Here is a 21844-nt window from a genome sequence, read left to right as displayed (position 1 = left end):
CTTCATACGCTGCCGTCAATGCGCCTTATGTTCGACGGACGGCGCCTCGGCTTGCAGCTTTTGCACGTCGCTTACGGCCAGCTCAGCCGATTGACCGCCCCAGCCTTGACGCAGGTAATTAAGCAAATCCGTCAGCTGTTGCGCACTGAGCTTGTCGGAAAAACCCGGCATCGGCTGCATGTGCTCGAACCCGGAAAATTTCTGCTCACCAATACCGTCCTCGATCACGCGCAGCAGGTTGCGCGAGTCTTCCAGTCGCAGCGTGGTGTTGCCGCGCATGGCCACCGCGATGTGCGGCTTGCCTTCGCCACCCACGGCGTGGCAACCGGCACAGACGTTCAGGTATTCCTGACGGCCGCGCTGAGCGCTCTGGCTAAGTTGATCCACCGGCACTTCAACCAGCGCCTTGGCTGTCGGCGGGTTATCGCCCAGCAAAAACGTGGCCATCGCAGCCAGATCCGGATCGCTCAGGCCCTGGGTGCTGTTATGGAACACCGGGAACATCTCATTGAACATCGTGCCTTGGGCGCTCATGCCGTGCTTGAGGAACGTGGCCAGGTCTTGCTCATTCCAGCCGCGGGCTGCCAGGTCAGTGGCGAGCAGGCTGGGCGCCAGGTAACCATTGAGGATGCCGCCGGTCAGGCGCTTGTCCAGTTCCATCGCACCCGGCAGGCCGCGTGGCGTGTGGCATTCGCCGCAGTGGCCGAGCACTTCGACCATGTACTGGCCGCGCTTCCAGGCTTCGCTTTTGCCTTGGGCCGGTTCCAGTTTCAGCGCTTTGCCGTACAGCACATTCCAGCCCATCAGGCCCAGGCGCACGTTGAACGGAAAGCTCAGGCTCGTGACCGGCGCTGCGCGTTCGATTGGCTCGATGGTTTTGAGGTACGCATGAATCGCATCCGAGTCTTCGCGCGGCATCAGGTGATAGGAGGTGTACGGCATCGCCGGGTACAGGTTCGCCCCGTCGCGACGCTTGCCTTGCGTCAGCGCAGCGAAGAACTCGTCATCGTTGTACAAGCCGATGCCGTGTTCTTTGCTTGGCGTGATATTGGTGCCATAGATGGTGCCGAACGGCGAGACAATCGGCAGACCGCCCGCAAACGGCGCGCCGCCCGGTGCCGTGTGGCACGCCATGCAGTCAGCGGCGCGGGCGAGGTATTCGCCGCGTTTGACCTGATCGTCAGCTTGGGCAAATGCCACCGGCGCAGCCAGGCCGACCGCCAGGGCCAGACGGGTCAGAAATAGCTTCATGCTCAACCCTCCTTGACCAGGCCGAGATCGGTCAGCACGTTGCGGGTAGCGTTGTAATAACGCACGTACCCGGTGCAACGGCAAACGTGATGCCCGAGGCTGTCCTCAATGACTTGTTCCAGCTTGCTGTGCACGGTCGGCTGGCGTTGCAGTTTCTCCACCAACACGGTGGCCGCATTGACGAAGCCCGGCGCGCAGTAACTGCACTGAAACGCGAACTCATCCACGAAGCGCTGCTGGATCGGGTTGAGCTCAGTGAGCTGGCCCGACTCATCGCGCTTGGCGTGGCCTTCGATGGTGCGCACTTGCTTGCCTTCAAAGTAATGCGCGCCGGTGATGCAGGTGCGCACTTCTTCGCTGGTGCCGTCCGGGTTGTCGACGATCACCACGCAAGCGTGGCAAATGCCTTGGCCGCAGCCCAACCGCGAGCCGGTGAGGTTCTTGTACTCGTGCAGGTAGTCGATCATCGGCAGGTCATCAGGGATGTCCACCGGGCCGACGGATTGACCATTAAGGGTCAGTTGAAGCGGACGGTTAGCCATTGAGGGCCTCCTTGATGCGGGCAGCCGTGATTGGCAGGTCGCGAACACGTTTACCGATGGCGTGCGCCACGGCATTACCGATGGCCCCGACGATCGGGATCATCACCACTTCGGCGATACCCTTGGATGGATCGCTTGGCGACAGCGCCGGCAAAATTTCCGAAGTCTGTTTCCACACGGCAACATGACGCGCCATCGGCAGACGGTAACGGTTGAAGTTCCAGTCACCCTCCCCCGGCCCACCTTCGTACAGCGGCATTTCCTCCATCAAGGCGTGGCCGATGCCCATAGCGACACCGCCCTCAAGCTGGCCTTTGACCAACTCCTCAACCAACACGCGACCGCACTCGACCCAGGAATGGTGATTGAGCACCTCCACCTGCGCCGAGCCCTTGTTGACCTTCAGCTCGACCAAGGTGGCGACCGGGCTGTAATACGTCACGGCAGCGTTGTTCAACTGCGTCGCGGGGTAGCTGATGTTCTGCCGATCCAGCAGATGGAAGCCGGCAGTGCTCATCAGCGCCTGCTTGGCTTTCGGCGCGCCGTCGCCGTACTTCACGGCCAGGCCGTCAAGCGGCAGGCGCTCGCGTACGCCGTCAATGCTGTATTCAGCCTCGGCCCAACTCCAGCGGTTGAAACCGTGCACAGTGGCCGCAGTGACCAGACCGCGTGCGTGGGCGTGCTTGGCCAGTTCTTCAAAGCTCAGCGGCTGCATACCGTTGGCGGTGAGCTTGCCATCGACCCAGTGCGCATCTTCGCGGCGCACCACATATGGGTTGGCCTGGCCGCCGAACGGGCCCTGACGCCAGATCTCCAGCGCCGCCGGCCACAGGCCGTGGTTGAACAGCACGCGCGCCGCTTCACGGGTGGCGTGGCTAAAGTAGTAAGCCGAGTTGGTCGCCGAAGACGCCGAAGCGAGCTTGCCCACCCAACGCGGGTTGCGCAGCAGGTTGTCCTGCTCGGCCTGACTCATGGTGTAAGGGTTGCTGCTGGTGATCAGCTGCATTTCCTTCCACTCTGTTTCGCCGGTCTTCACTTCGTGTGCCGGGCTGCCAAGGAAATCGGCGACGACCAGCGATTGCGAGGTAGACATACCGGTGCCGATTTCGATACCGATATGACGCAGGCTGATGCGACCGTCAGCGCTGAATTCGATACTGGCCATCGGTGCTTCGGAACCAGTGCCGAAGTCTTTCTGGCAGATAGCGAAACCCACGCCGTACCAGTTATCCGGGTCTGCGGCTTCACGCTGCTGCTTGATCGCATCGCGGTTTTTCCACACGTCGTGCACCGCGGCCTTGTCGAGAATTTCGTGCAGGCGCAACGCACCGGCAGGAATGGCGCCCTGGGTGTTTTTCATGCCCGAACGCAGTGCGTTCTTGCGGCGCAGCTCAATGGCATCAATGCCCAGGCGATCGGCGATTTCATCGACCATCATTTCGGTGGCGGCCATGCTTTGCAGGGTGCCGTAGCCACGCATCGAACCCGCCTCGACGCCACGGGAGTGATACGCGGTGACTTGCAGGTCGTTCTGCGGCATGTAGTAGATCGACTGCGCGGCCGTGGCGCCGACGGCGGCTACCGAGGGGCTGTAGTTGATCCGGCCACCACCGTCGACGCTCATGTCCGCGAGGAAGATTTTGAAGCTGTGATCGTTTTTGTCGACAGCCAGTTGGTAGCGAATGTCGAACGGGTGACGCTTGATACCGCTCTGGAACTGCTCGTAACGGTCATTGGCCAGACGCACCGGCACGCCGGCGCCGTACAACGCAGCGAGGGCAGCGTAGTAAACAAAGATGTTGTGGTCTTTGGAGCCGTAACCCACGGTGTAACCCGGATGCATGTTCAGGTTGGCCAGGCCGAAGCGCGACGGCGAGATCATTTTCGCGGTCTCGGTCGCAACCTCCAATGGGCACTGAGTGGCCACCACGAAGTGCAGGGTCTTGGTTGCCGGATCGTACCAACCGTTGCCGTTGTCCGGCTCCATGGCCGCGGGCTCGATCGACGGGGTCTTGTAGCGCTCGTCGAACACCAGCCAGTTGTCCGGCGGCGTGCTGATCTGGCTCTTCATACGGTCGGCGTAGAACAGCCCGCGCTCGGTCAGGTTGCCGTGCAGGTTCGGTTGGGAATTCCATACCGGGCGACGGTTTTTCAGCATCGGAAACAGAATCGAGTCCTTGAGGCTGGCAAATTCGTCTGCATCCGCCGAGGTCGGGCCGCCAACGCGCACATAGCGGAAGCTACCGTAAGGGTCGCCTTCGTAGTACGGCACTTTGGCGCCGTAACGAATCGCTTTGTCGTTGAATTTGAGTTTGTTCTTGGCCTGGCGGAAACGCTCGAAATCGTTCCAGATCAGGATCGCCACCGGGTGACCGATAAACATCGGCACCTTGCCTTCAGGCAGCAGCGGATCCGGCGCATGCTCCTCGGGAAACACGATACCGTCCTTGTCCAGGTCGGCAGCGGTGACGATACGATCCGGCTGCAACTCGGCGCCCAGCCACGACAGGTCGTAGCCCGCATAAATATGGTCGGCCTTGATGGTTTTGAGCAGCATGGCGTGGCCTTGCTGCGCAGGCCAGCCGGGCATGTCCCTGGAGCGGATGTCGCGGGCGAAGACTTTGCTGCCGCACACTTTGGACAACGCATCGTTACGCTGGCGCGCCTTGCCGTTATTGCCCAGCCATTTTTCAGACGGCACGGTCACGCTGTTTTCCATCAGGGCGGCCAGCGCCTGAGTGCTCAGCGGTGTCAGCGTAACGCTCACACCCGCCACCAGGCCGCCCTGGAGGAACGAGCGCCGGGTTATTTCACGGTTGGACATGGATCATCCTCTGAGCGGTTATAAATCCGCCCTTATGGTTAAGTACACCGAATATCGAGACTTGCAGAAGCCTTTTTCGACGAATCAAAAGGCCATGTTGACAGTGCAAAGTTGACCGAAGGGTTAACTTTAAAGGTTTCTGCGCCTGCGGCAAATAACCACATTGAAATTTTTTGACACAACAACGCAAAACGGCCGACAAGATCGAGACGATTTGTCGGCCGTTTGCCTATTAATGAGGGCGATGTTGAGCGTCCGCTACCACGAACGCCACGACGTTTTTTCAAACGCCAGACACAAAAAACCCCGGTCTTTCGACCAGGGTCTTTGCTATCGGATCAAGTCAGCCAGTGGCTTTCCTTGTGCTTCAAGGCGTTCAGTGGGCCTTGAGGCAGATATGGCGCAGCGGACGGGACTCGAACCCGCGACCCCCGGCGTGACAGGCCGGTATTCTAACCGACTGAACTACCGCTGCGTATCGCTTGGCTGATTGAGCATAAACCCTCAACCACCTTTAAACATCTGATCGATCAACCTGGGTTGTTCAATCTCAAGCCCGACTTATCGAACCTGGAAAATATGGCGCAGCGGACGGGACTCGAACCCGCGACCCCCGGCGTGACAGGCCGGTATTCTAACCGACTGAACTACCGCTGCGCGTCGGTGCAACCTTTAACGTTGCGTCTTGCCACAAGGGCAAAACTCTCAAGAAGTGGTGGGTGATGACGGGATCGAACCGCCGACCCTCTGCTTGTAAGGCAGATGCTCTCCCAGCTGAGCTAATCACCCTTTGCTTCGTTGAGGCCGCGAAATTTACGCAGGTAGCGGACCTAAGTCAATAGCCCGCTTGAAGTTTTTCTGAAAAAGACAAAATGACTTCAACGCGGCTGCTTGCCCTACTCGCTGTAAATCATCTTCTTGCTCATGCCACCGTCCACGACAAACTCTTGCCCGGTGACGAACCCGGCCTGACGCGACAGCAACCAGGCCACCATTGCCGCCACGTCCTCTACCGTACCGACCCTGCCCGCCGGATGCTGGGCATGATCAGCATCGGTGAGCGGCTCAGCACGCCGTGCAGCAGGATCACGCGCATCAATCCAGCCAGGGCTGACCGCATTGACCCGAACCTCTGGCCCCAGGCTCATGGCCAAGGCGTGAGTCAGGGCCAACAACCCGCCCTTGCTGGCTGCATAGGCTTCGGTGTCGGGTTCGGATTGTCGCGCCCGAGTCGAGGCCAGGTTGACGATCGCACCGCCGTGGGCGCGCAGGTACGGCGCGCAATGCTTGGCCAACAGCATCGGCCCGCCGAGGTTCACCGCCAGCACGCGATTCCAGTACGCCAGGTCGAGGCTTTCCAGGGTGATATTGCGCGGGTCAGCCACGGCAGCATTGCAAACCAGCGCGTCGAGTCGCCCGAACTGCCCCAACACCTCTGCAACCCCCTGGGCCACTTGCTTCTCGTCGGCCACGTCCATGGTGATGAACCAGGCGTTATCACCCAGCACCTTGGACACCTTGGCGCCGCGCTCGCGGTCAAGGTCGGTCAACACCACCTGCCAGCCTTCGCTGATCAGCCACGCGGCAATCCCGAGGCCGATGCCTCGCGCCGCCCCCGTCACCAGCGCAACGCGCCCGTTACCGGCCGCTGCGGCCTCCATGGACCACTCGATCACAAGGCCGCCAGCCCGCGGGCCAGGTCTGCCTGCAAGTCTGCTACATCTTCCAGGCCCACCGCGATGCGGATCAGGCTGTCACGGATACCGGCCGCTTCACGCTCCTGCGGCGCCAGGCGCCCGTGGGAGGTGGTGCTCGGGTGGGTGATGGTGGTTTTGCTGTCACCCAGGTTGGCGGTAATGGAGATCAACCGCGTCGCATCGATAAAGCGCCAGGCACCGTCTTTGCCGCCCTTGACTTCGAAACTCACCACCGCGCCGAAGCCACGCTGCTGACGCTGGGCCAAGGCGTGTTGCGGGTGGCTTTTGAGGCCGGCGTAATGCACCTTCTCGATACCGTCCTGCTGCTCCAGCCACTCGGCCAGGGCCTGGGCGTTGGCACAATGGGCTTTCATACGCAGGCTGAGGGTTTCCAGGCCTTTGAGGAAGATCCAGGCGTTGAACGGGCTCAGGGTCGGGCCGGCGGTGCGCAGGAAGCCCACCACTTCCTTCATCTGCTCGCTGCGTCCAGCCACCACGCCGCCCATGCAACGGCCCTGGCCGTCGATGAACTTGGTCGCCGAGTGCACCACGATGTCCGCACCCAGCTTCAGCGGTTGCTGCAAGGCCGGGGTGCAGAAGCAGTTATCCACCACCAGCATTGCACCCTTGGCGTGAGCGACTTCGGACAACGCAGCAATATCAACCAGCTCGGCCAATGGGTTGGACGGTGATTCGACGAACAGCAGTTTGGTATTGGCTTTGATCGCCGCATCCCAGCCGGACAAATCCGCCAGGGGCACGTAATCCACTTCGATACCGAAGCGCTTGAAGTACTTCTCAAACAGGCTGATGGTCGAACCGAACACACTGCGCGACACCAGTACATGGTCGCCAGCACTGCACAGGCTCATCACCACCGCCAGGATGGCCGCCATGCCGGTCGCGGTCGCCACGGCCTGCTCGGCACCTTCCAGCGCCGCGATGCGCTCTTCGAACGCCCGCACGGTCGGGTTGGTGTAGCGCGAGTAGACGTTGCCCGGCACTTCACCGGCAAAACGCGCCGCAGCGTCGGCCGCCGTGCGGAACACGTAGCTTGAAGTGAAGAACATCGGGTCACCGTGCTCCCCTTCCGGGGTGCGGTGCTGGCCGGCGCGCACAGCCAGGGTATCGAAAGCTACGCCATCGAGGTCGCTGTCCAACCGACCGGCATCCCATTCCTGACTCATGCTGCGACTCCTTACTCAATCATTATTTAAGATACAAAACCGGCCCCTCAGGGCCGGTGTCTACTCAGTTGTTGTACAGGTCGATAATCGCACTGACCGCCTGGGTCTTGATCTTGGACGAGTCGTTACGCGCCTGCTCGATCTTGTTCAGGTAGGCCTCGTCGACATCCCCGGTCACGTACTTGCCGTCGAACACGGCGCAGTCGAACTGCTCGATCTTGATCTTGCCTCCGCCAACCGCTTCGATCAGGTCCGGCAGGTCCTGGTAGATCAGCCAGTCGGCGCCGATCAGGTCGGCCACGTCCTGGGTCGAACGATTATGCGCGATCAGCTCATGGGCGCTCGGCATGTCGATACCGTACACGTTCGGGTAACGCACCGCAGGCGCAGCGGAACAGAAGTACACGTTCTTCGCCCCGGCTTCGCGGGCCATCTGGATGATCTGCTTGCAGGTGGTGCCGCGCACGATGGAGTCGTCCACCAGCATCACGTTCTTGCCGCGGAACTCCAGTTCGATGGCGTTGAGCTTCTGGCGCACCGATTTCTTGCGCGCGGCCTGGCCGGGCATGATGAAGGTACGGCCGATGTAACGGTTCTTGACGAAGCCTTCGCGGAACTTGACGCCCAGGTGGTTGGCCAGTTCCAGCGCAGCGGTACGGCTGGTGTCCGGAATCGGGATAACCACATCGATATCGTGCTCGGGGCGCTCGCGCAGGATCTTCTCGGCCAGCTTCTCGCCCATGCGCAGACGCGCCTTGTAGACCGAGACGCCGTCGATGATCGAATCCGGACGCGCCAGGTAGACGTGTTCGAAGATGCATGGGGTCAGTTTCGGCGCCACGGCGCACTGGCGGGTGTGCAGCTTGCCGTCTTCAGTGATGTAAACAGCCTCGCCCGGGGCCAGGTCGCGGATAAGGGTGAAGCCCAGTACATCCAGGGACACGCTTTCGGACGCGATCATGTACTCGACGCCTTCGTCGGTGTGACGCTGGCCGAACACGATCGGGCGGATGCCGTGGGGGTCGCGGAAACCGACGATGCCGTAACCAGTGATCATCGCCACCACCGCATAACCACCGACGCAACGGTTGTGCACGTCGATCACGGCAGCAAACACGTCTTCTTCGGTCGGCTGCAGCTTGCCGCGCTGGGCCAGCTCGTGGGCGAACACGTTGAGCAGCACTTCCGAGTCGGAACTGGTGTTGACGTGGCGCAGATCAGATTCGTAGATCTCCTTGGCCAGCTGTTCAACGTTGGTCAGGTTACCGTTGTGCGCCAGGGTGATGCCGTAAGGCGAGTTGACGTAGAACGGTTGAGCTTCGGCCGAGGTCGAGCTACCGGCAGTCGGGTAACGCACATGACCAATGCCCATGTGCCCGACGAGGCGCTGCATGTGACGCTGATGGAACACGTCACGCACCAGACCATTGTCCTTGCGCAGGAATAACCGGCCGTCGTGGCTGGTCACAATACCGGCAGCGTCCTGGCCGCGGTGCTGGAGGACGGTTAGCGCGTCATACAGCGCCTGATTGACGTTCGACTTACCGACGATACCGACGATGCCACACATGCGACGCAACCCCTACTTAATGAATCTTGACTGAACACAGCTTACTGAGGCGTTTGCGCCGGCAAGAGGTGTTCCTTGAACGGAAGATCAGCGGGTACGCTGATTCCGCTGGCCAGCCACTGACTGCTCCACCCCAATATGAGGTTCTTGGACCAATCTGCAACCAATAGAAATTTTGGCACGAGTACCGACTCTTGCCACCACGAATCCTGCTGTACCGGCCCCAGGCTCAACAGCCCGACCGCCACGACCACCAGCAACGCGCCACGCGCGGCGCCGAAGGCCATGCCGAGAAATCGATCGGTTCCGGAGAGGCCGGTGACACGTATCAACTCGCCAATAAGATAATTGACCATTGCCCCCACCAGCAGCGTGGCGATGAACATGATGGCGCAGCCCGCGATGACGCGAGCCGAAGGTGTCTCTATGTACCCGGCCAGGTAGACCGACAGTGAACCACCGAACATCCAGGCTACGACTCCTGCGATGATCCAGGTCAGCAACGACAGTGCTTCTTTTACGAAGCCGCGGCTCAGACTGATCAAAGCGGAGATGGCGACGATTGCAACGATCGCCCAATCAACCCAGGTAAATGGCACAGTGCAGCCTACGTACGGATAAGGCGGCGCATTTTAGCAGAGCGTCGGGCTATCGGTAAGCGATGATTGCGGCTGCTTTGCAAATCAATAGATTGGGCGGTGTGAACGCCATTTCAAGCCCACCATAAACCAATGTGGGAGCTGGCTTGCCTGCGATGAGGGCGGCACGTTCGACATCGCTGTCGATTGAACCACCGCCATCGCAGGCAAGCCAGCTCCCACATTTAGAGCGTATTGCCAGTTCAGCCGCGCTCCGGCTGGAAGCGCACCACAAACCCATTGAGGTTTTGCTGGCGGCCCAACAAGTCCCGCAGGCGATCAGCCTCGGCACGCTCGATCAAGGGCCCGACAAACACACGGTTCTTGCCATCGGCACTGCGGATGTAGGCGTTATACCCCTGGGCACGCAGCTTTTTCTGCAAGGCGTCGGCGCTTTCGCGATTGGCCAGGCTGGCCAGCTGGATCGACCAACTGATCGGCAGACCATTGGGGTCGATGCGGCTCTGACCCACATCCGGCTTACCCGGTGCGGCAGGCTGCGGGGCCACAGGCTTGGGCGCTGGCGCCGGTGCAGCCGGTTTGGCGGCGACAGCCGGGGCCGGCGCTGGCTTGACCACCGGCACACTTGGCTGCACCGGCATCGAAGGAGCCTGCGAAGGTGCCTGTTGGGTGATGACCTCCTCCTCGACGGGCACAGGTTCTTCCGGCAACACCTGAGGCTCAGGCACCACCACCGGTTCGACTTGAACCTGGGGCACCACCGGCGCCTGGGGCGCAGCGGGAGCTTCAACCACCACCTGGCGCTGCTCGTCCTGACGGGAAAACAGCATCGGCAGGAAGATGACTGCCAACGCCACCAACACCAGGGCTCCAACCATTCGCTGCTTGTATGCGCTATCCAGTAATGCCATGTGCAGCTTCCTCCGTGGAGCGCCGGGCCAGCCATTCGAGCGCCTCGGCAACACAATAAAATGATCCGAACAACAGGATTTCGTCTTCGGCCGTAGCCAGCGCACATTGCGCCTCAAGGGCGGCAGTGATGCTTGCATACGACGTCACGGGTGCGCCAAGGTTCTGCAAGGCGGCTTGCAGCTCAACCGCCGGCCGGCTGCGCGGCGTATCCAGCGGCGCAACGGCCCACGACTGTACGCTGCCAAGCAACGGCGCTACTACGCCATCCAGATCCTTGTCGGCCAGCAACCCGAACACCGCCAGGCGGCGGCCGGCCGGTGGTGTGCGCGCCAGGCGCTGAGCCAGATAGTGAGCTGCATGGGGGTTATGCCCCACATCCAGCAACAGGTTCAGGCGCTTGCCTTGCCAGTCCAGCACCCGGCGATCCAGGCGCCCCACCACTTTCGTCGCTCGCAGGGTTGCGCCGATCTGCTCGGCATCCCACGGCAGATCCAGCAGCAAATAGGCTTGCAGCGCGAGCGCAGCGTTTTCCATCGGCAGGTTCAGCAGCGGCAAATCAAGCAGCTCTACCACCTTGCCACGGGCATCACGCCCGCGCCATTGCCAATGGGTTGCACCGATGTCGAGATTGAATTCACGACCGCGCAGGTAGAACGGGCAATCCAGCTCGCGCACCTTGTCCAGCAAAGGTTGCGGCGGATCCAGGTCGCCACACAGCGCAGGCCTGCTCTGGCGGAAGATCCCGGCCTTTTCATAGGCCACAGACTCGCGGGTATTGCCCAGATAGTCGGCGTGATCAACACCAATGCTGGTGACCAGCGCCAGGTCGGCATCCACCACGTTGACCGTATCCAGACGCCCGCCAAGGCCAACCTCCAGCACGACCACATCCAGTTGCGCACGCTCGAACAGCCAGAACGCCGCCAGGGTGCCCATCTCGAAATAGGTCAGGGAAGTATCGCCACGCCCGGCATCCAGGGCAGCGAAGGCTGCGCACAACTGCTCGTCCGTGGCTTCGACGCCATTGAGCTGCACCCGCTCGTTGTAGCGAAGCAGGTGCGGCGAGCTGTATACGCCGACTTTGAGGCCCTGGGCCTGCAACAGCGCGGCGACAAAGGCGCAGGTAGAGCCCTTGCCGTTGGTGCCGGTCACCGTGATCACACGCGGTGCCGGCTGGCCCAACCCGAGGCGGGCCGCTACCTGTTGCGAGCGCTCCAGGCCCATGTCGATGGCGGACGGATGCAACTGCTCAAGGTAGGCGAGCCATTCGCCCAGGGTACGTTGGGTCATAGGTTTGCAGGCACCGGCGGCACGACGATTGGCTCGACTTTAGGCGCGACGTACACAGGCGTCGGCAGGCCCATCATTTGCGCCAGCAGGCTGCCCAGACGTGGGCGCAGTTCGCCACGCGCAATGATCAAATCGATTGCACCGTGCTCCAGCTGGAACTCGCTGCGCTGGAAGCCTTCCGGCAGTTTCTCGCGCACGGTTTGCTCGATCACGCGCGGGCCGGCAAAACCGATCAGGGCTTTTGGCTCGCCGACGATCACATCACCGAGCATCGCCAGGCTGGCGGATACGCCGCCGTAGACCGGGTCGGTCAGTACGGAGATGAACGGAATGCCTTCTTCGCGCAGACGCGCCAGTACCGCCGAGGTCTTGGCCATTTGCATCAGGGAAATCAGCGCTTCCTGCATACGCGCACCACCGGAGGCGGCGAAGCAGATCATCGGGCAGCGGTTTTCCAGGGCGTAGTTGGCAGCACGCACAAAGCGCTCACCGACGATGGCACCCATGGAGCCGCCCATGAAGGAAAACTCGAAGGCCGAGACCACCACCGGCATACCCAGCAGCTTGCCGCTGACCGAGATCAGCGCGTCCTTCTCGCCGGTCTGCTTCTGCGCACCGACCAGACGGTCCTTGTACTTCTTGCTGTCGCGGAACTTGAGACGGTCGACCGGCTCCAGGTCAGCGCCCAGTTCGTTACGGCCGTCGGCATCCAGAAAGATGTCAATGCGCGCACGTGCGCCGATACGCATGTGGTGATTGCACTTGGGGCAAACATCCAGGGTCTTTTCCAGCTCCGGGCGGTACAGCACCGCATCGCAGGACGGGCACTTGTGCCACAGACCTTCAGGAACCGAGCTTTTCTTCACCTCGGAACGCATGATCGAAGGGATCAGTTTGTCTACTAACCAGTTGCTCATGCTTTCTTTCTCCAGTACCGGTGGCTTGAACACAGCCCCGCGTATGCCCTTGAGCTAAATTCATATGTGGCGATGATACCTGCGGGACGGGGTCAGACGTTGGACCTGCCATTTCCCGCCTGTATCCTCAGCCTTCCAGACAACCTGCCAGCGCAGGGTTGCCACTTCATGTCCGGGCCACCTACAGGCGGCGCCGGGCTGTTTTACACAGTGGTAGTTATGGACGGCGGCAGACTGCCAGCCGTCACATCCCGCCACTGCTGTTGCGCACGGCCTGCATGAACGCGCGAATCCTGCTGTGATCCTTGATGCCCTTGCCCTGCTCTACCCCACCGCTGACGTCCACGGCATAGGGCCGCACCTGCTCGATGGCGGCCCCGACATTCGCTGGGTTGAGCCCACCGGCCAGGATGATCGGCTTGCTCAGCCCCTCGGGAATCAGCGACCAGTCGAACGCCTCACCCGTACCACCCGGTACGCCTTCGACGTAGGTGTCGAGCAGGATCCCGCGAGCATTGGCATACGCTGCACACGCGGCAGCGATATCGTCGCCCGCCTTGACCCGCAACGCCTTGATGTACGGGCGCTGGAAGCTTTCGCATTCTTCCGGGGTTTCGTCGCCGTGAAACTGCAACAGGTCCAGCGGCACCGCATCGAGGGTTTCATTGAGCTCGCAGCGGCTGGCGTTGACGAACAGTCCCACGGTGGTCACGAACGGCGGCAGCGCGGCGATGATCGCCCGCGCCTGCAACACATTCACCGCCCGCGGGCTTTTGGCATAAAACACCAGACCGATGGCATCGGCCCCTGCCTCGACTGCCGCCAGCGCGTCTTCTATGCGGGTAATCCCGCAAATCTTGCTGCGAACGGCTGACATGTCGTAGGAACCTCAGGGTTGGACCGAGAAAGTCCCGGATGTTAACAAATGCTTTTCCGGGCGTCAGCCGCCAAGTTCGCTGAAACCTGTGAGGAAGTGCGGCCCGATAAAGCGTTCCGGCAATTGGAACTCGTCGCGGTACTCCACATCCACCAAATACAGGCCAAACGGGTGCGCCGTGACACCGCCGGTACGTCGAATACGGCTTTCCAGCACTTCCCTGGCCCACTCCACCGGGCGCTCGCCGGCGCCGATGGTCATCAGCACGCCCGCAATGTTGCGCACCATGTGATGCAGGAAAGCCCCGGCGCGAATATCCAGCACGATCATCTTGCCGTGGCGGGTGACTCGCAGGTGATGAACTTCCTTGATCGGCGACTTGGCTTGGCACTGACCGGCACGGAAGGCGCTGAAGTCATGCACGCCCACCAGATGCTGCGCGGCCTCGGCCATGCGCTCGGCGTCCAGCGGGCGGTGGTTCCAGGTGATTTCTTCGTTCAGGTGCGCCGGACGGATCTGATCGTTATAGATCACATAGCGATAACGCCGGGCGATGGCCTTGAAACGCGCATGAAAATGCGCAGGCATGACCTTGGCCCAGCTCACACTCACGTCGTGCGGCAAATTGATATTCGCCCCCATCACCCACGCCTTCATCGACCGCTCGGCCTGGGTGTCGAAGTGCACCACCTGACCACACGCGTGTACGCCAGCGTCGGTACGCCCGGCGCACATCAGCGACACCGGCGAGTCCGCCACTTTGGAGAGGGCATTTTCCAGGGTTTCCTGCACCGTCAGCACACCGGAGGCTTGACGCTGCCAGCCGCGATAGCGCGAGCCTTTGTATTCCACGCCCAGGGCGATGCGGTAAAAGCCGGCGGCCGCCATTTCGGCGGCTGCGTTATCTATATTTGCCAAGAACTGAGAGCCTGATGAGTTGCGCAAAGGCGGGCATTATAAAGGCGCCGGATGCCTGACGGGCGTTTTGTTATGGATCGATGCCAAACAAATGCGGGAGGGGCGGTGCGACAATTCGACTTGCTCCCGCTATCGGGGCATAGGTATCTACACAACTTGTTGGGGCGACGCCGGACCTGTGGGAGGGGGCTTGCCCCCGATGGCGGCCTGAGAGCCGACCGGGATGCTGGACTTTGATCGAGTACATATCCGTTATTTGGGTAACGGCTGCTATGGGTTCCGCTTTTACAGCGGGTCACTTTTGAAAGAGCCCAAAAGTAACCAAAAGGCTCTTGCCCCACCACTCGGCACCTCGCTTAGGCTCGGTGTGCCCGTAATCCGCCATGGATTTGGGGGGCCGCCGCCACGCGCCATCCATGGCGCGGGGCGGCTAAACCGGCATCCCTGCCGGTTTACCCCCCAAATCCATGGCGAATTCCGGCCAGCGTGGTTTGACGGGGCGCCTAAGATCAAAAGCAGATCAAGAGCAAGAGCGGCTCGCTTCGCATCGTGGTTAGCGTGGGCAGTGACTACAAAAGTTGTGTAGATACCCATGGCTATCGGGGGGGCAAGCCCCCTCCCACACTGTTACAACGCCCGGCTTTAGATGCGACCGAGCATTTCCTTGGCTTCGCCACGCTGACCTTCGTTGCCTTCTACCAAGACTTCGTTAAGGATGTCTTTAGCACCATCGGCATCACCCATGTCGATGTAAGCCTGGGCCAGGTCGAGCTTGGTGGCGACCTCATCGGTGCCGGAGAGGAAATCGAAATCCGGCTCGTCATCACCGCCCAGCGCTGCATCCTCAGCCGTGAAGCTCGGCTCGATCGGCGGATGCTCCAGGCTCTGGGACAAACGATCCAACTCGGCGTTGACGTCATCGAGCTCCGAGGCAAACGCATCGGGCTTGGCTGCCGGAGCCGTCGGCTCATCAGCCAGGGACAGGTCAAAGTCTTCCGGCAACTCGAATTCGTCCAGCGCGGCCGGCGTCAGGGTGGGCGGCTCGACGGGCGGCACGTCCTTCATCTGCTCTTCAAGGCCCGAAAGAAAATCGTCATCGGATTTCGACGCTGGCGGATCCAGTTGCAGGTCCAGGTCAAAGTCCGAAAGATCCTGCGCATCGGCCTTGGCTTCAGTCTGTTGTTGCAGCAGCGCCTCAAAGGTTTGCTGGTCCTGCGCGATCTCGGCCGGCGAGGCAGCTTCCAGCTCGTCCAGGCTAAGGTCAAAATCGTTGTCGAAGGCGTCCGCAGGTTCAGGCGCGGCCGGCTTGTCATCGAGCAAGTCCTTGACGTATTGCGCATCCAGGGCCGCAGCCGCCACCGCGGCGCTGACGCCCGCCGCCAGCACGGCCATGGCCGGGAAGCGGCTCTTGAGCTGCTCGACCTGGGCATGGTTCTCACCGTTGGCGACCAATTGGCGCTCCTGGGTGACGAAGCCGTCCTTGTCGTTCTGCAAGCCGTAGACTTCCATCAACTTCAAACGCAGGTCGCTGCGCTTGGGCTCATGCTTGATCGCTTGCTCAAGCACGTCAGCCGCCTGGTTCAGGTGACCACGGTCGATATGGGACTGAGCCTGGGCCAGCGCATCGCTGGAGTTCTCCTGAGCAACGGCAACGGCCAGCGGCGCGAGTACGGAGGCGACAGTCGGCACGACAACCGGCTCAACCACCGGGGCTGGCGCTGGTGCGGCTGCCAGCTTGACGCTCGGCGGCGGCACTTCAAGGCCTTCGAAGCTGTCGGGCGGCAGGTCCTGGTCAATATTGGACGCGAACTCAGGCTCTTCGGCCAACGCCCGCGCCATGCGCAGATGCTTTTCCTCTTCGCGACGGGCATTACGATGACGCGCCCACAGCAACAGAAGCAGCAGCACCACCAGGATGCCTGCCCCGCCAATGATGCCGAGGATAATAGGGTTGGTCAGCAAGTCATTGAACTTGCCTTCGGTGGTAGCAGGTGCGGCGACCGGCTTGGGCGGCTCAGCGACGGGCGCCGGGGCTGCAACGGGCTGCGCAGGCTCTGCTGCGGGCTCACCCGGCAGCTGCGCGGGGATTGCCGCCGTAGCCGGCTCACCTTTCTCCGCCTGCAAGCGCGCCAATTGGTCATTCTTCAGCTGAATCAGCTTTTGCAACTTGTCCAACTGGCTCTGCAAGTCGGCGGCGCGACTTTTCAGTTCTTCGTTATCGCGGCGGGTGGTGTCCAGTTCTTCCTGGGTCATCGCCAGCTTGTCGCTCAACGCACGGTTATCGCCGGCCTTGCCGTTCACGCCTTTTTTGGCGGCCTCGGCCGACACCAGGCTCAAGTTGTCCTTGGTCTGAGTGCTCGACGGTGCATTGCCGGCCTGGGTGCGCTTGGTCGCGTCCAACTGCGCCTTGCCGGCCACTTGGCTCTTGGGAGTACGACGCCCCTGACGCCAGGCGGCGTTCTGCGCGCTCACTTCGGCGATCGCTTGAGGCTGCGCCAGCGCGGTACTTTGCGTGGTATCCGGCAGGCGCAGGACCTGGCCGGTTTTCAAGCGGTTGATATTGCCATCGACAAAGGCGTCAGGGTTGAGCGCCTGGATCGCCAGCATCGTCTGCTGGACCGAAGCGCCGTTACGATTCTTCGCGGCAATTTCCCATAAGGTGTCGCGGGACGTGGTGGTGTGCTGAGCAGCCGTGCTGGCGGCAGGCGCGGTGCTGACAGGCGCGCTGGCAGTCGGTGCCGGCTGGTCGAACTTGGCCGGGTCGAGCAGTACGCTGTAGTCACGCATCAAACGGCCATTGGGCCATTGCACCTGCAGCAGGAAGCGCACATAGGAATCGGGCAGCGGCTTGCTGGAGGTCACGCGCACCACGCTGCGACCTTCGGGGTTGATCACCGGGGTGAACGTCAGGTCATCGAGAAACGCCTGGCGGTCAACGCCCGCATCCACAAAAGCCTGGGCAGAAGCCAGGCTCGGCGTGATCTCGGCCGCCGTGAGGCCGCCCACATCACGCAATTCGATTTCCACCGACAGCGGCTGGTTCAACTTCGACTTGAGGGTCATCTCCCCAAGTTGCAGCGCCTGCGCCATACCGGAGGACAGCGCCGAGGCGGCCGCTATTGCTAACACCAGTTTGCGAACTTGAACCATAGCCTCATCCTTTGTTTGAACGCTCCCCGCCCTGCGAGAAGGTTGGTAACCGCTGCCATAAGGCATGGCGAGCCGATAGGTCACCGACGCGCTTGTGTTTCACTTGGGACCAAGCATAGCGCCTGGCTAGAATCAATCTACAAATTGCCGCCAAGTATCTTTTACACAAGGCCTTTTATCAACAACTGCGCCAGTTCCACAGCGTTCAGGGCCGAGCCCTTGCGTACGTTATCTGACGTCAACCACAGATTTAGTTCCGCAGGGTCGTCGACACCTGCACGTACGCGTCCTACGTAAACCACATCCTGGCCGACCGCATCGCCTACAGCCGTTGGGTAATCGCCCTCCTCAACCAGCTCGATACCCGGCGCAGCATCGAGTGCACGGTTTACTGCGGCCAGATCGACCGGCGCGGCCAATTGCAGCGACACTGTCAGGCTATCGCCGAAAAACACCGGGGCTTGAACGCAGGTTGCGGAAATCTTCAGCAAAGGTGTTTCCAGCACCGCACGCAGTTCGTGTACGAGGCGTTTCTCCAGGGCTGTATGACCTTGGGCGTCTGGCGTACCGACTTGAGCCAGCAGGTTGAAGGCCATTTGCCGGTCGAAGAATTTAGGTTCCAGGGGGCGCACGTTCAACAGCTCAGCGGTCTGGCGCGCCAACTCGCTGACAGCCTCCCGACCCTGGGCAGAGACCGCCAGGTTGGCGGTGACGTTCACGCGCTGGATATCCACCAAACCCCGCAACGGCGCGAGGACTACCGCCAGGTAGGTGGCAGACGGGCTTGGGCTGCCGAGCTGGAACGGCTTTTTCAAACCGCTCAACACCTGGGCGTTGGCCTGCGGCACCACTGGCGGCGCCTGTTCGGCGGGCAATGCACCGGACAAGTCGATCACCGAACAACCAGCGGCTGTAGCGCGCGGGGCGAAACTGAGGGTCACCGCCGGGCCGGCGGCGAAGAACGCCAACTGCGCCTTGCTGAAATCAAACTCGTCGACCTCTTTGACCCGCACGTTCTTGCCACGAAACGGCACCGAAGCCCCTGCCGAGTTGCTGCCCGCCAGCAAATACAGGGTGCCCACCGGAAAATCCAGCTCTTCGAGGATCTGCACCAGGGTTTCACCGACGGTGCCGGTGGCGCCGATCACGGCGATTTCAAAGGTCTGGGTCATGGGAACTGCCTCGGGCATTGCGGGGGGAGCGGCACTTTACCGGGTGGCTGGGGGTGAGGCAATTAACCTGGGCTATGTGGTGTGGCTGATGGCCCTATCGGGGCATGGGTATCTACACAACTTTTGTAGCCACTGCCAACCGTAACCACGATGCGAAGCGAGCCGCTCTTGCTCTGCTTTTGATCTGCTTTTGATCTTGATCTCAGGCGCCCCGTTAAACCACGCTGGCCGGAATTCGCCAGGGATTTGGGGGGTAAACCGGCAGGGATGCCGGTTTAGCCGCCCCGCGCCATGGATGGCGCGTGGCGGCGGCCCCCCAAATCCATGGCGGATTACGGGCACACCGAGCCTAAGCGAGGTGCCGAGTGGTGGGGCAAGAGCGCTTTGGTTACTTTCGCGCTTTTCGAAAGTGACCCGCTGTAAAAGCGGAACCCTAAGTGGCCGTTACCGCAGGAATGGATATGTACTCGGTCTGATCCAGCATCCTGGTCGGTTCTTAGGCCGCCATCGGGGGCAAGCCCCCTCCCACACTTGAATGCGTTCACCTATCAACATGTGGGAGGAGGCTTGCCCCCGATAAGGCCCGGAAGACCAACAAAAAACCCGCGCCTGTCACCAGAACGCGGGTTTCTCTTATTGCCTTATGCGATCAACGCTCCAGCAAAATCCGCAACATGCGACGCAACGGCTCAGCCGCGCCCCACAGCAACTGGTCGCCCACGGTAAACGCACCGAGGAACTGGCTGCCCATGTTCAGCTTACGCAGACGCCCCACCGGTACATTCAAGGTGCCGGTGACCTTGGTTGGGCTCAGCTCCTGCATGCTGATATCGCGGTTGTTCGGCACCAGCTTGACCCATGGGTTGTGCTGGCTGATCAAGCCTTCGATATCGGCGATCGGCACGTCTTTGTTCAGCTTGATGGTCAACGCCTGGCTGTGGCAACGCATGGCGCCAATGCGCACGCAGATGCCGTCTACCGGGATCGGGTTCTTGAAGCGACCGAGGATCTTGTTGGTCTCGGCCTGTGCCTTCCACTCCTCGCGGCTCTGACCGTTGGGCAGTTCCTTGTCGATCCACGGGATCAGGCTACCGGCCAATGGCACGCCGAAGTTCTCGGTCGGGTAGGCCTCGCTGCGCATGGCTTCGGCCACACGACGGTCGATGTCGAGAATCGCGCTGGCCGGGTCAGCCAGTTGATCGGCGACAGCGGCATGGGTCGCGCCCATCTGCTTGATCAGCTCGCGCATGTTCTGCGCACCGGCGCCGGAGGCCGCCTGATAGGTCATGGCGCTCATCCACTCGACCAGGCCAGCTTCGAACAGGCCACCCAGGCCCATCAGCATCAGGCTGACGGTGCAGTTGCCGCCCACGTAGTTCTTGGTGCCGGCATCCAGTTGCTGGTCGATGACCTTGCGGTTGACCGGGTCAAGGATGATCACCGCGTCATCCTGCATGCGCAGGCTGGAAGCAGCGTCGATCCAGTAACCCTGCCAGCCGGCTTCGCGCAGCTTGGGGAAGACTTCGCTGGTGTAGTCGCCACCCTGGCACGTCAGGATCACGTCGAGGGTCTTCAACTCTTCAATGCTGTAGGCGTCCTTGAGCGGGGCAATATCCTTGCCCACGGACGGCCCTTGGCCACCTACGTTCGAAGTGGTGAAAAACACCGGCTCAATAAGATCGAAATCCTGCTCTTCCAGCATCCGCTGCATGAGCACGGAACCGACCATACCGCGCCAACCGATCAGACCTACACGTTTCATCGCAACTACACCTTGTTAAAAAGTGGGCCGCCTTGCAGCAACAACTGCAAGTGGGCCCGAGAGATTACAGATTCCGCAGCGCGGCGACTACTGCGTCGCCCATTTCTTGCGTTCCGACCTTGGTGCAGCCCTGGGACCAGATGTCACCGGTACGCAGGCCCTGATCCAGTACGAGGCTGACGGCTTTCTCGATCGCGTCTGCCGCATCACTCAGGTTGAAGCTGTAACGCAGCATCATCGACACCGACAAAATCGTCGCCAGCGGGTTGGCAATGCCCTGCCCCGCGATGTCTGGCGCCGAACCGTGGCACGGCTCGTACATGCCTTTGTTATTGGTGTCCAGGGACGCCGAAGGCAACATGCCGATGGAACCGGTGAGCATCGACGCCTGGTCGGACAGAATGTCGCCGAACAGGTTATCCGTGACGATCACGTCGAACTGCTTGGGCGCACGCACCAGCTGCATGGCGGCGTTGTCGACGTACATATGGCTCAGTTCGACGTCCGGGTAGTCCTTGGCCACTTCTTCGACGATTTCGCGCCACAGTTGGCTGGAAGCCAGCACGTTGGCCTTGTCCACCGAGCAGACTTTTTTGCCGCGCACGCGCGCCATGTCGAAACCGACACGGGCGATACGGCGGATTTCGCTCTCGCTGTATGGCAGCGTGTCATAGGCCTGACGCTCACCATTTTCCAACTCGCGCACGCCCCGTGGCGAGCCGAAGTAGATACCGCCGGTCAGCTCACGCACGATGAGGATATCCAGGCCTGCCACCACTTCCGGCTTGAGGCTCGACGCGTCAGCCAGTTGCGGGTAGAGGATGGCCGGACGCAGGTTGCCGAACAGGCCCAGTTGCGCACGAATTTTCAGCAGGCCGCGCTCAGGGCGGATGTCACGCTCGATCTTGTCCCACTTCGGGCCACCCACCGCGCCGAGCAACACCGCATCGGCGGCGCGGGCACGGTCCAGGGTTTCGTCGGCCAGCGGCACGCCGTACTTGTCGATGGCGGCGCCGCCGATCACGTCGTGGCTCAGTTCGAAGCCCAGGCTGTACTTGCTGTTGGCAAGCTCAAGGACCTTGACCGCTTCGGCCATGATTTCCGGACCAATACCGTCGCCAGGGAGAATCAGAATCTGCTTGCTCATGGGTTCCTCATTTCATCAAGCGACCCGCC

16 protein-coding genes and 3 tRNA genes are annotated in these 21844 nt (G+C 61.4%); all 19 read right to left on the bottom strand.

The window, feature by feature from the left end:
* Positions 1 to 15: 15 nt before the first annotated feature.
* On the bottom strand, positions 16 to 1251 hold the full coding sequence (locus JFT63_RS01320) for a cytochrome c (protein WP_198843249.1): 1236 nt from the start codon (positions 1249 to 1251) through the stop codon (positions 16 to 18).
* A gap of 2 nt (positions 1252 to 1253) precedes the next feature.
* Complete coding sequence (locus JFT63_RS01315; protein ID WP_198708748.1) at positions 1254 to 1793, bottom strand: (2Fe-2S)-binding protein; 540 nt, start codon at positions 1791 to 1793, stop codon at positions 1254 to 1256.
* On the bottom strand, positions 1786 to 4617 hold the full coding sequence (locus tag JFT63_RS01310) for a xanthine dehydrogenase family protein molybdopterin-binding subunit (RefSeq protein ID WP_198843248.1): 2832 nt from the start codon (positions 4615 to 4617) through the stop codon (positions 1786 to 1788). Before JFT63_RS01310 ends, JFT63_RS01315 begins: the two co-directional genes overlap by 8 nt.
* A 398-nt stretch (positions 4618 to 5015) precedes the next feature.
* A tRNA-Asp gene (locus JFT63_RS01305) sits at positions 5016 to 5092 on the bottom strand.
* 105 nt (positions 5093 to 5197) lie between these two features.
* Positions 5198 to 5274 (bottom strand) — tRNA-Asp (locus JFT63_RS01300).
* A 56-nt stretch (positions 5275 to 5330) separates the two neighbouring features.
* Positions 5331 to 5406: transfer RNA gene (locus JFT63_RS01295), tRNA-Val, on the bottom strand.
* A 107-nt stretch (positions 5407 to 5513) separates the two neighbouring features.
* Positions 5514 to 6278 (bottom strand): SDR family oxidoreductase, encoded by a 765-nt coding sequence (locus JFT63_RS01290; protein ID WP_198843247.1) that lies wholly within the window; start codon positions 6276 to 6278, stop codon positions 5514 to 5516.
* A gap of 11 nt (positions 6279 to 6289) precedes the next feature.
* Positions 6290 to 7501 carry an O-succinylhomoserine sulfhydrylase gene (locus JFT63_RS01285; protein ID WP_017138747.1) on the bottom strand — a complete coding sequence of 404 codons (1212 nt, stop codon included), beginning with the start codon at positions 7499 to 7501 and terminating at the stop codon, positions 6290 to 6292.
* A 64-nt stretch (positions 7502 to 7565) separates the two neighbouring features.
* On the bottom strand, positions 7566 to 9071 hold the full coding sequence (purF, locus tag JFT63_RS01280) for an amidophosphoribosyltransferase (protein ID WP_003192537.1): 1506 nt from the start codon (positions 9069 to 9071) through the stop codon (positions 7566 to 7568).
* Positions 9072 to 9112: 41 nt separating this feature from the next.
* Positions 9113 to 9670, bottom strand: coding sequence for a CvpA family protein (locus tag JFT63_RS01275; protein ID WP_005789751.1), 558 nt, complete (start codon positions 9668 to 9670; stop codon positions 9113 to 9115).
* A 242-nt stretch (positions 9671 to 9912) separates the two neighbouring features.
* The gene (locus JFT63_RS01270) at positions 9913 to 10581 is read right to left on the bottom strand and encodes an SPOR domain-containing protein (RefSeq protein WP_057700741.1); all 669 of its coding nucleotides are present in this window, start codon (positions 10579 to 10581) and stop codon (positions 9913 to 9915) included.
* Entirely contained in the window at positions 10565 to 11872 is a 1308-nt protein-coding gene (gene folC, locus JFT63_RS01265) for a bifunctional tetrahydrofolate synthase/dihydrofolate synthase (protein WP_198843246.1), read from the bottom strand. The genes JFT63_RS01270 and folC overlap by 17 nt, the downstream gene beginning before the upstream one ends.
* On the bottom strand, positions 11869 to 12789 hold the full coding sequence (accD, locus tag JFT63_RS01260) for an acetyl-CoA carboxylase, carboxyltransferase subunit beta (protein WP_198843245.1): 921 nt from the start codon (positions 12787 to 12789) through the stop codon (positions 11869 to 11871). The genes folC and accD overlap by 4 nt, the downstream gene beginning before the upstream one ends.
* A gap of 244 nt (positions 12790 to 13033) precedes the next feature.
* Positions 13034 to 13666: a phosphoribosylanthranilate isomerase gene (locus tag JFT63_RS01255; protein WP_057700744.1), complete on the bottom strand. Its 633-nt coding sequence runs from the start codon at positions 13664 to 13666 to the stop codon at positions 13034 to 13036.
* Positions 13667 to 13729: 63 nt separating this feature from the next.
* A complete protein-coding gene (gene truA, locus JFT63_RS01250) occupies positions 13730 to 14554 on the bottom strand; it encodes a tRNA pseudouridine(38-40) synthase TruA (RefSeq protein WP_103733785.1) in 825 nt (274 codons plus the stop codon).
* Positions 14555 to 15226: 672 nt separating this feature from the next.
* Positions 15227 to 17734, bottom strand: coding sequence for a FimV family protein (locus JFT63_RS01245; RefSeq protein ID WP_198843244.1), 2508 nt, complete (start codon positions 17732 to 17734; stop codon positions 15227 to 15229).
* Between the two features lie 161 nt (positions 17735 to 17895).
* Positions 17896 to 18906 (bottom strand): aspartate-semialdehyde dehydrogenase, encoded by a 1011-nt coding sequence (locus tag JFT63_RS01240; RefSeq protein WP_057700747.1) that lies wholly within the window; start codon positions 18904 to 18906, stop codon positions 17896 to 17898.
* Between the two features lie 649 nt (positions 18907 to 19555).
* On the bottom strand, positions 19556 to 20668 hold the full coding sequence (gene asd / locus JFT63_RS01235) for an aspartate-semialdehyde dehydrogenase (RefSeq protein ID WP_056861238.1): 1113 nt from the start codon (positions 20666 to 20668) through the stop codon (positions 19556 to 19558).
* A 64-nt stretch (positions 20669 to 20732) separates the two neighbouring features.
* Complete coding sequence (gene leuB, locus JFT63_RS01230) at positions 20733 to 21815, bottom strand: 3-isopropylmalate dehydrogenase (protein WP_198708854.1); 1083 nt, start codon at positions 21813 to 21815, stop codon at positions 20733 to 20735.
* Between the last annotated feature and the right edge of the window lie 29 nt (positions 21816 to 21844).

Source organism: Pseudomonas sp. MF7453 (genome assembly GCF_016405455.1).
GTDB lineage: Bacteria > Pseudomonadota > Gammaproteobacteria > Pseudomonadales > Pseudomonadaceae > Aquipseudomonas > Aquipseudomonas paralactis.
Note: the sequence above shows the minus strand (reverse complement) of the source record. Positions and strands in the feature narration are given on the sequence as shown.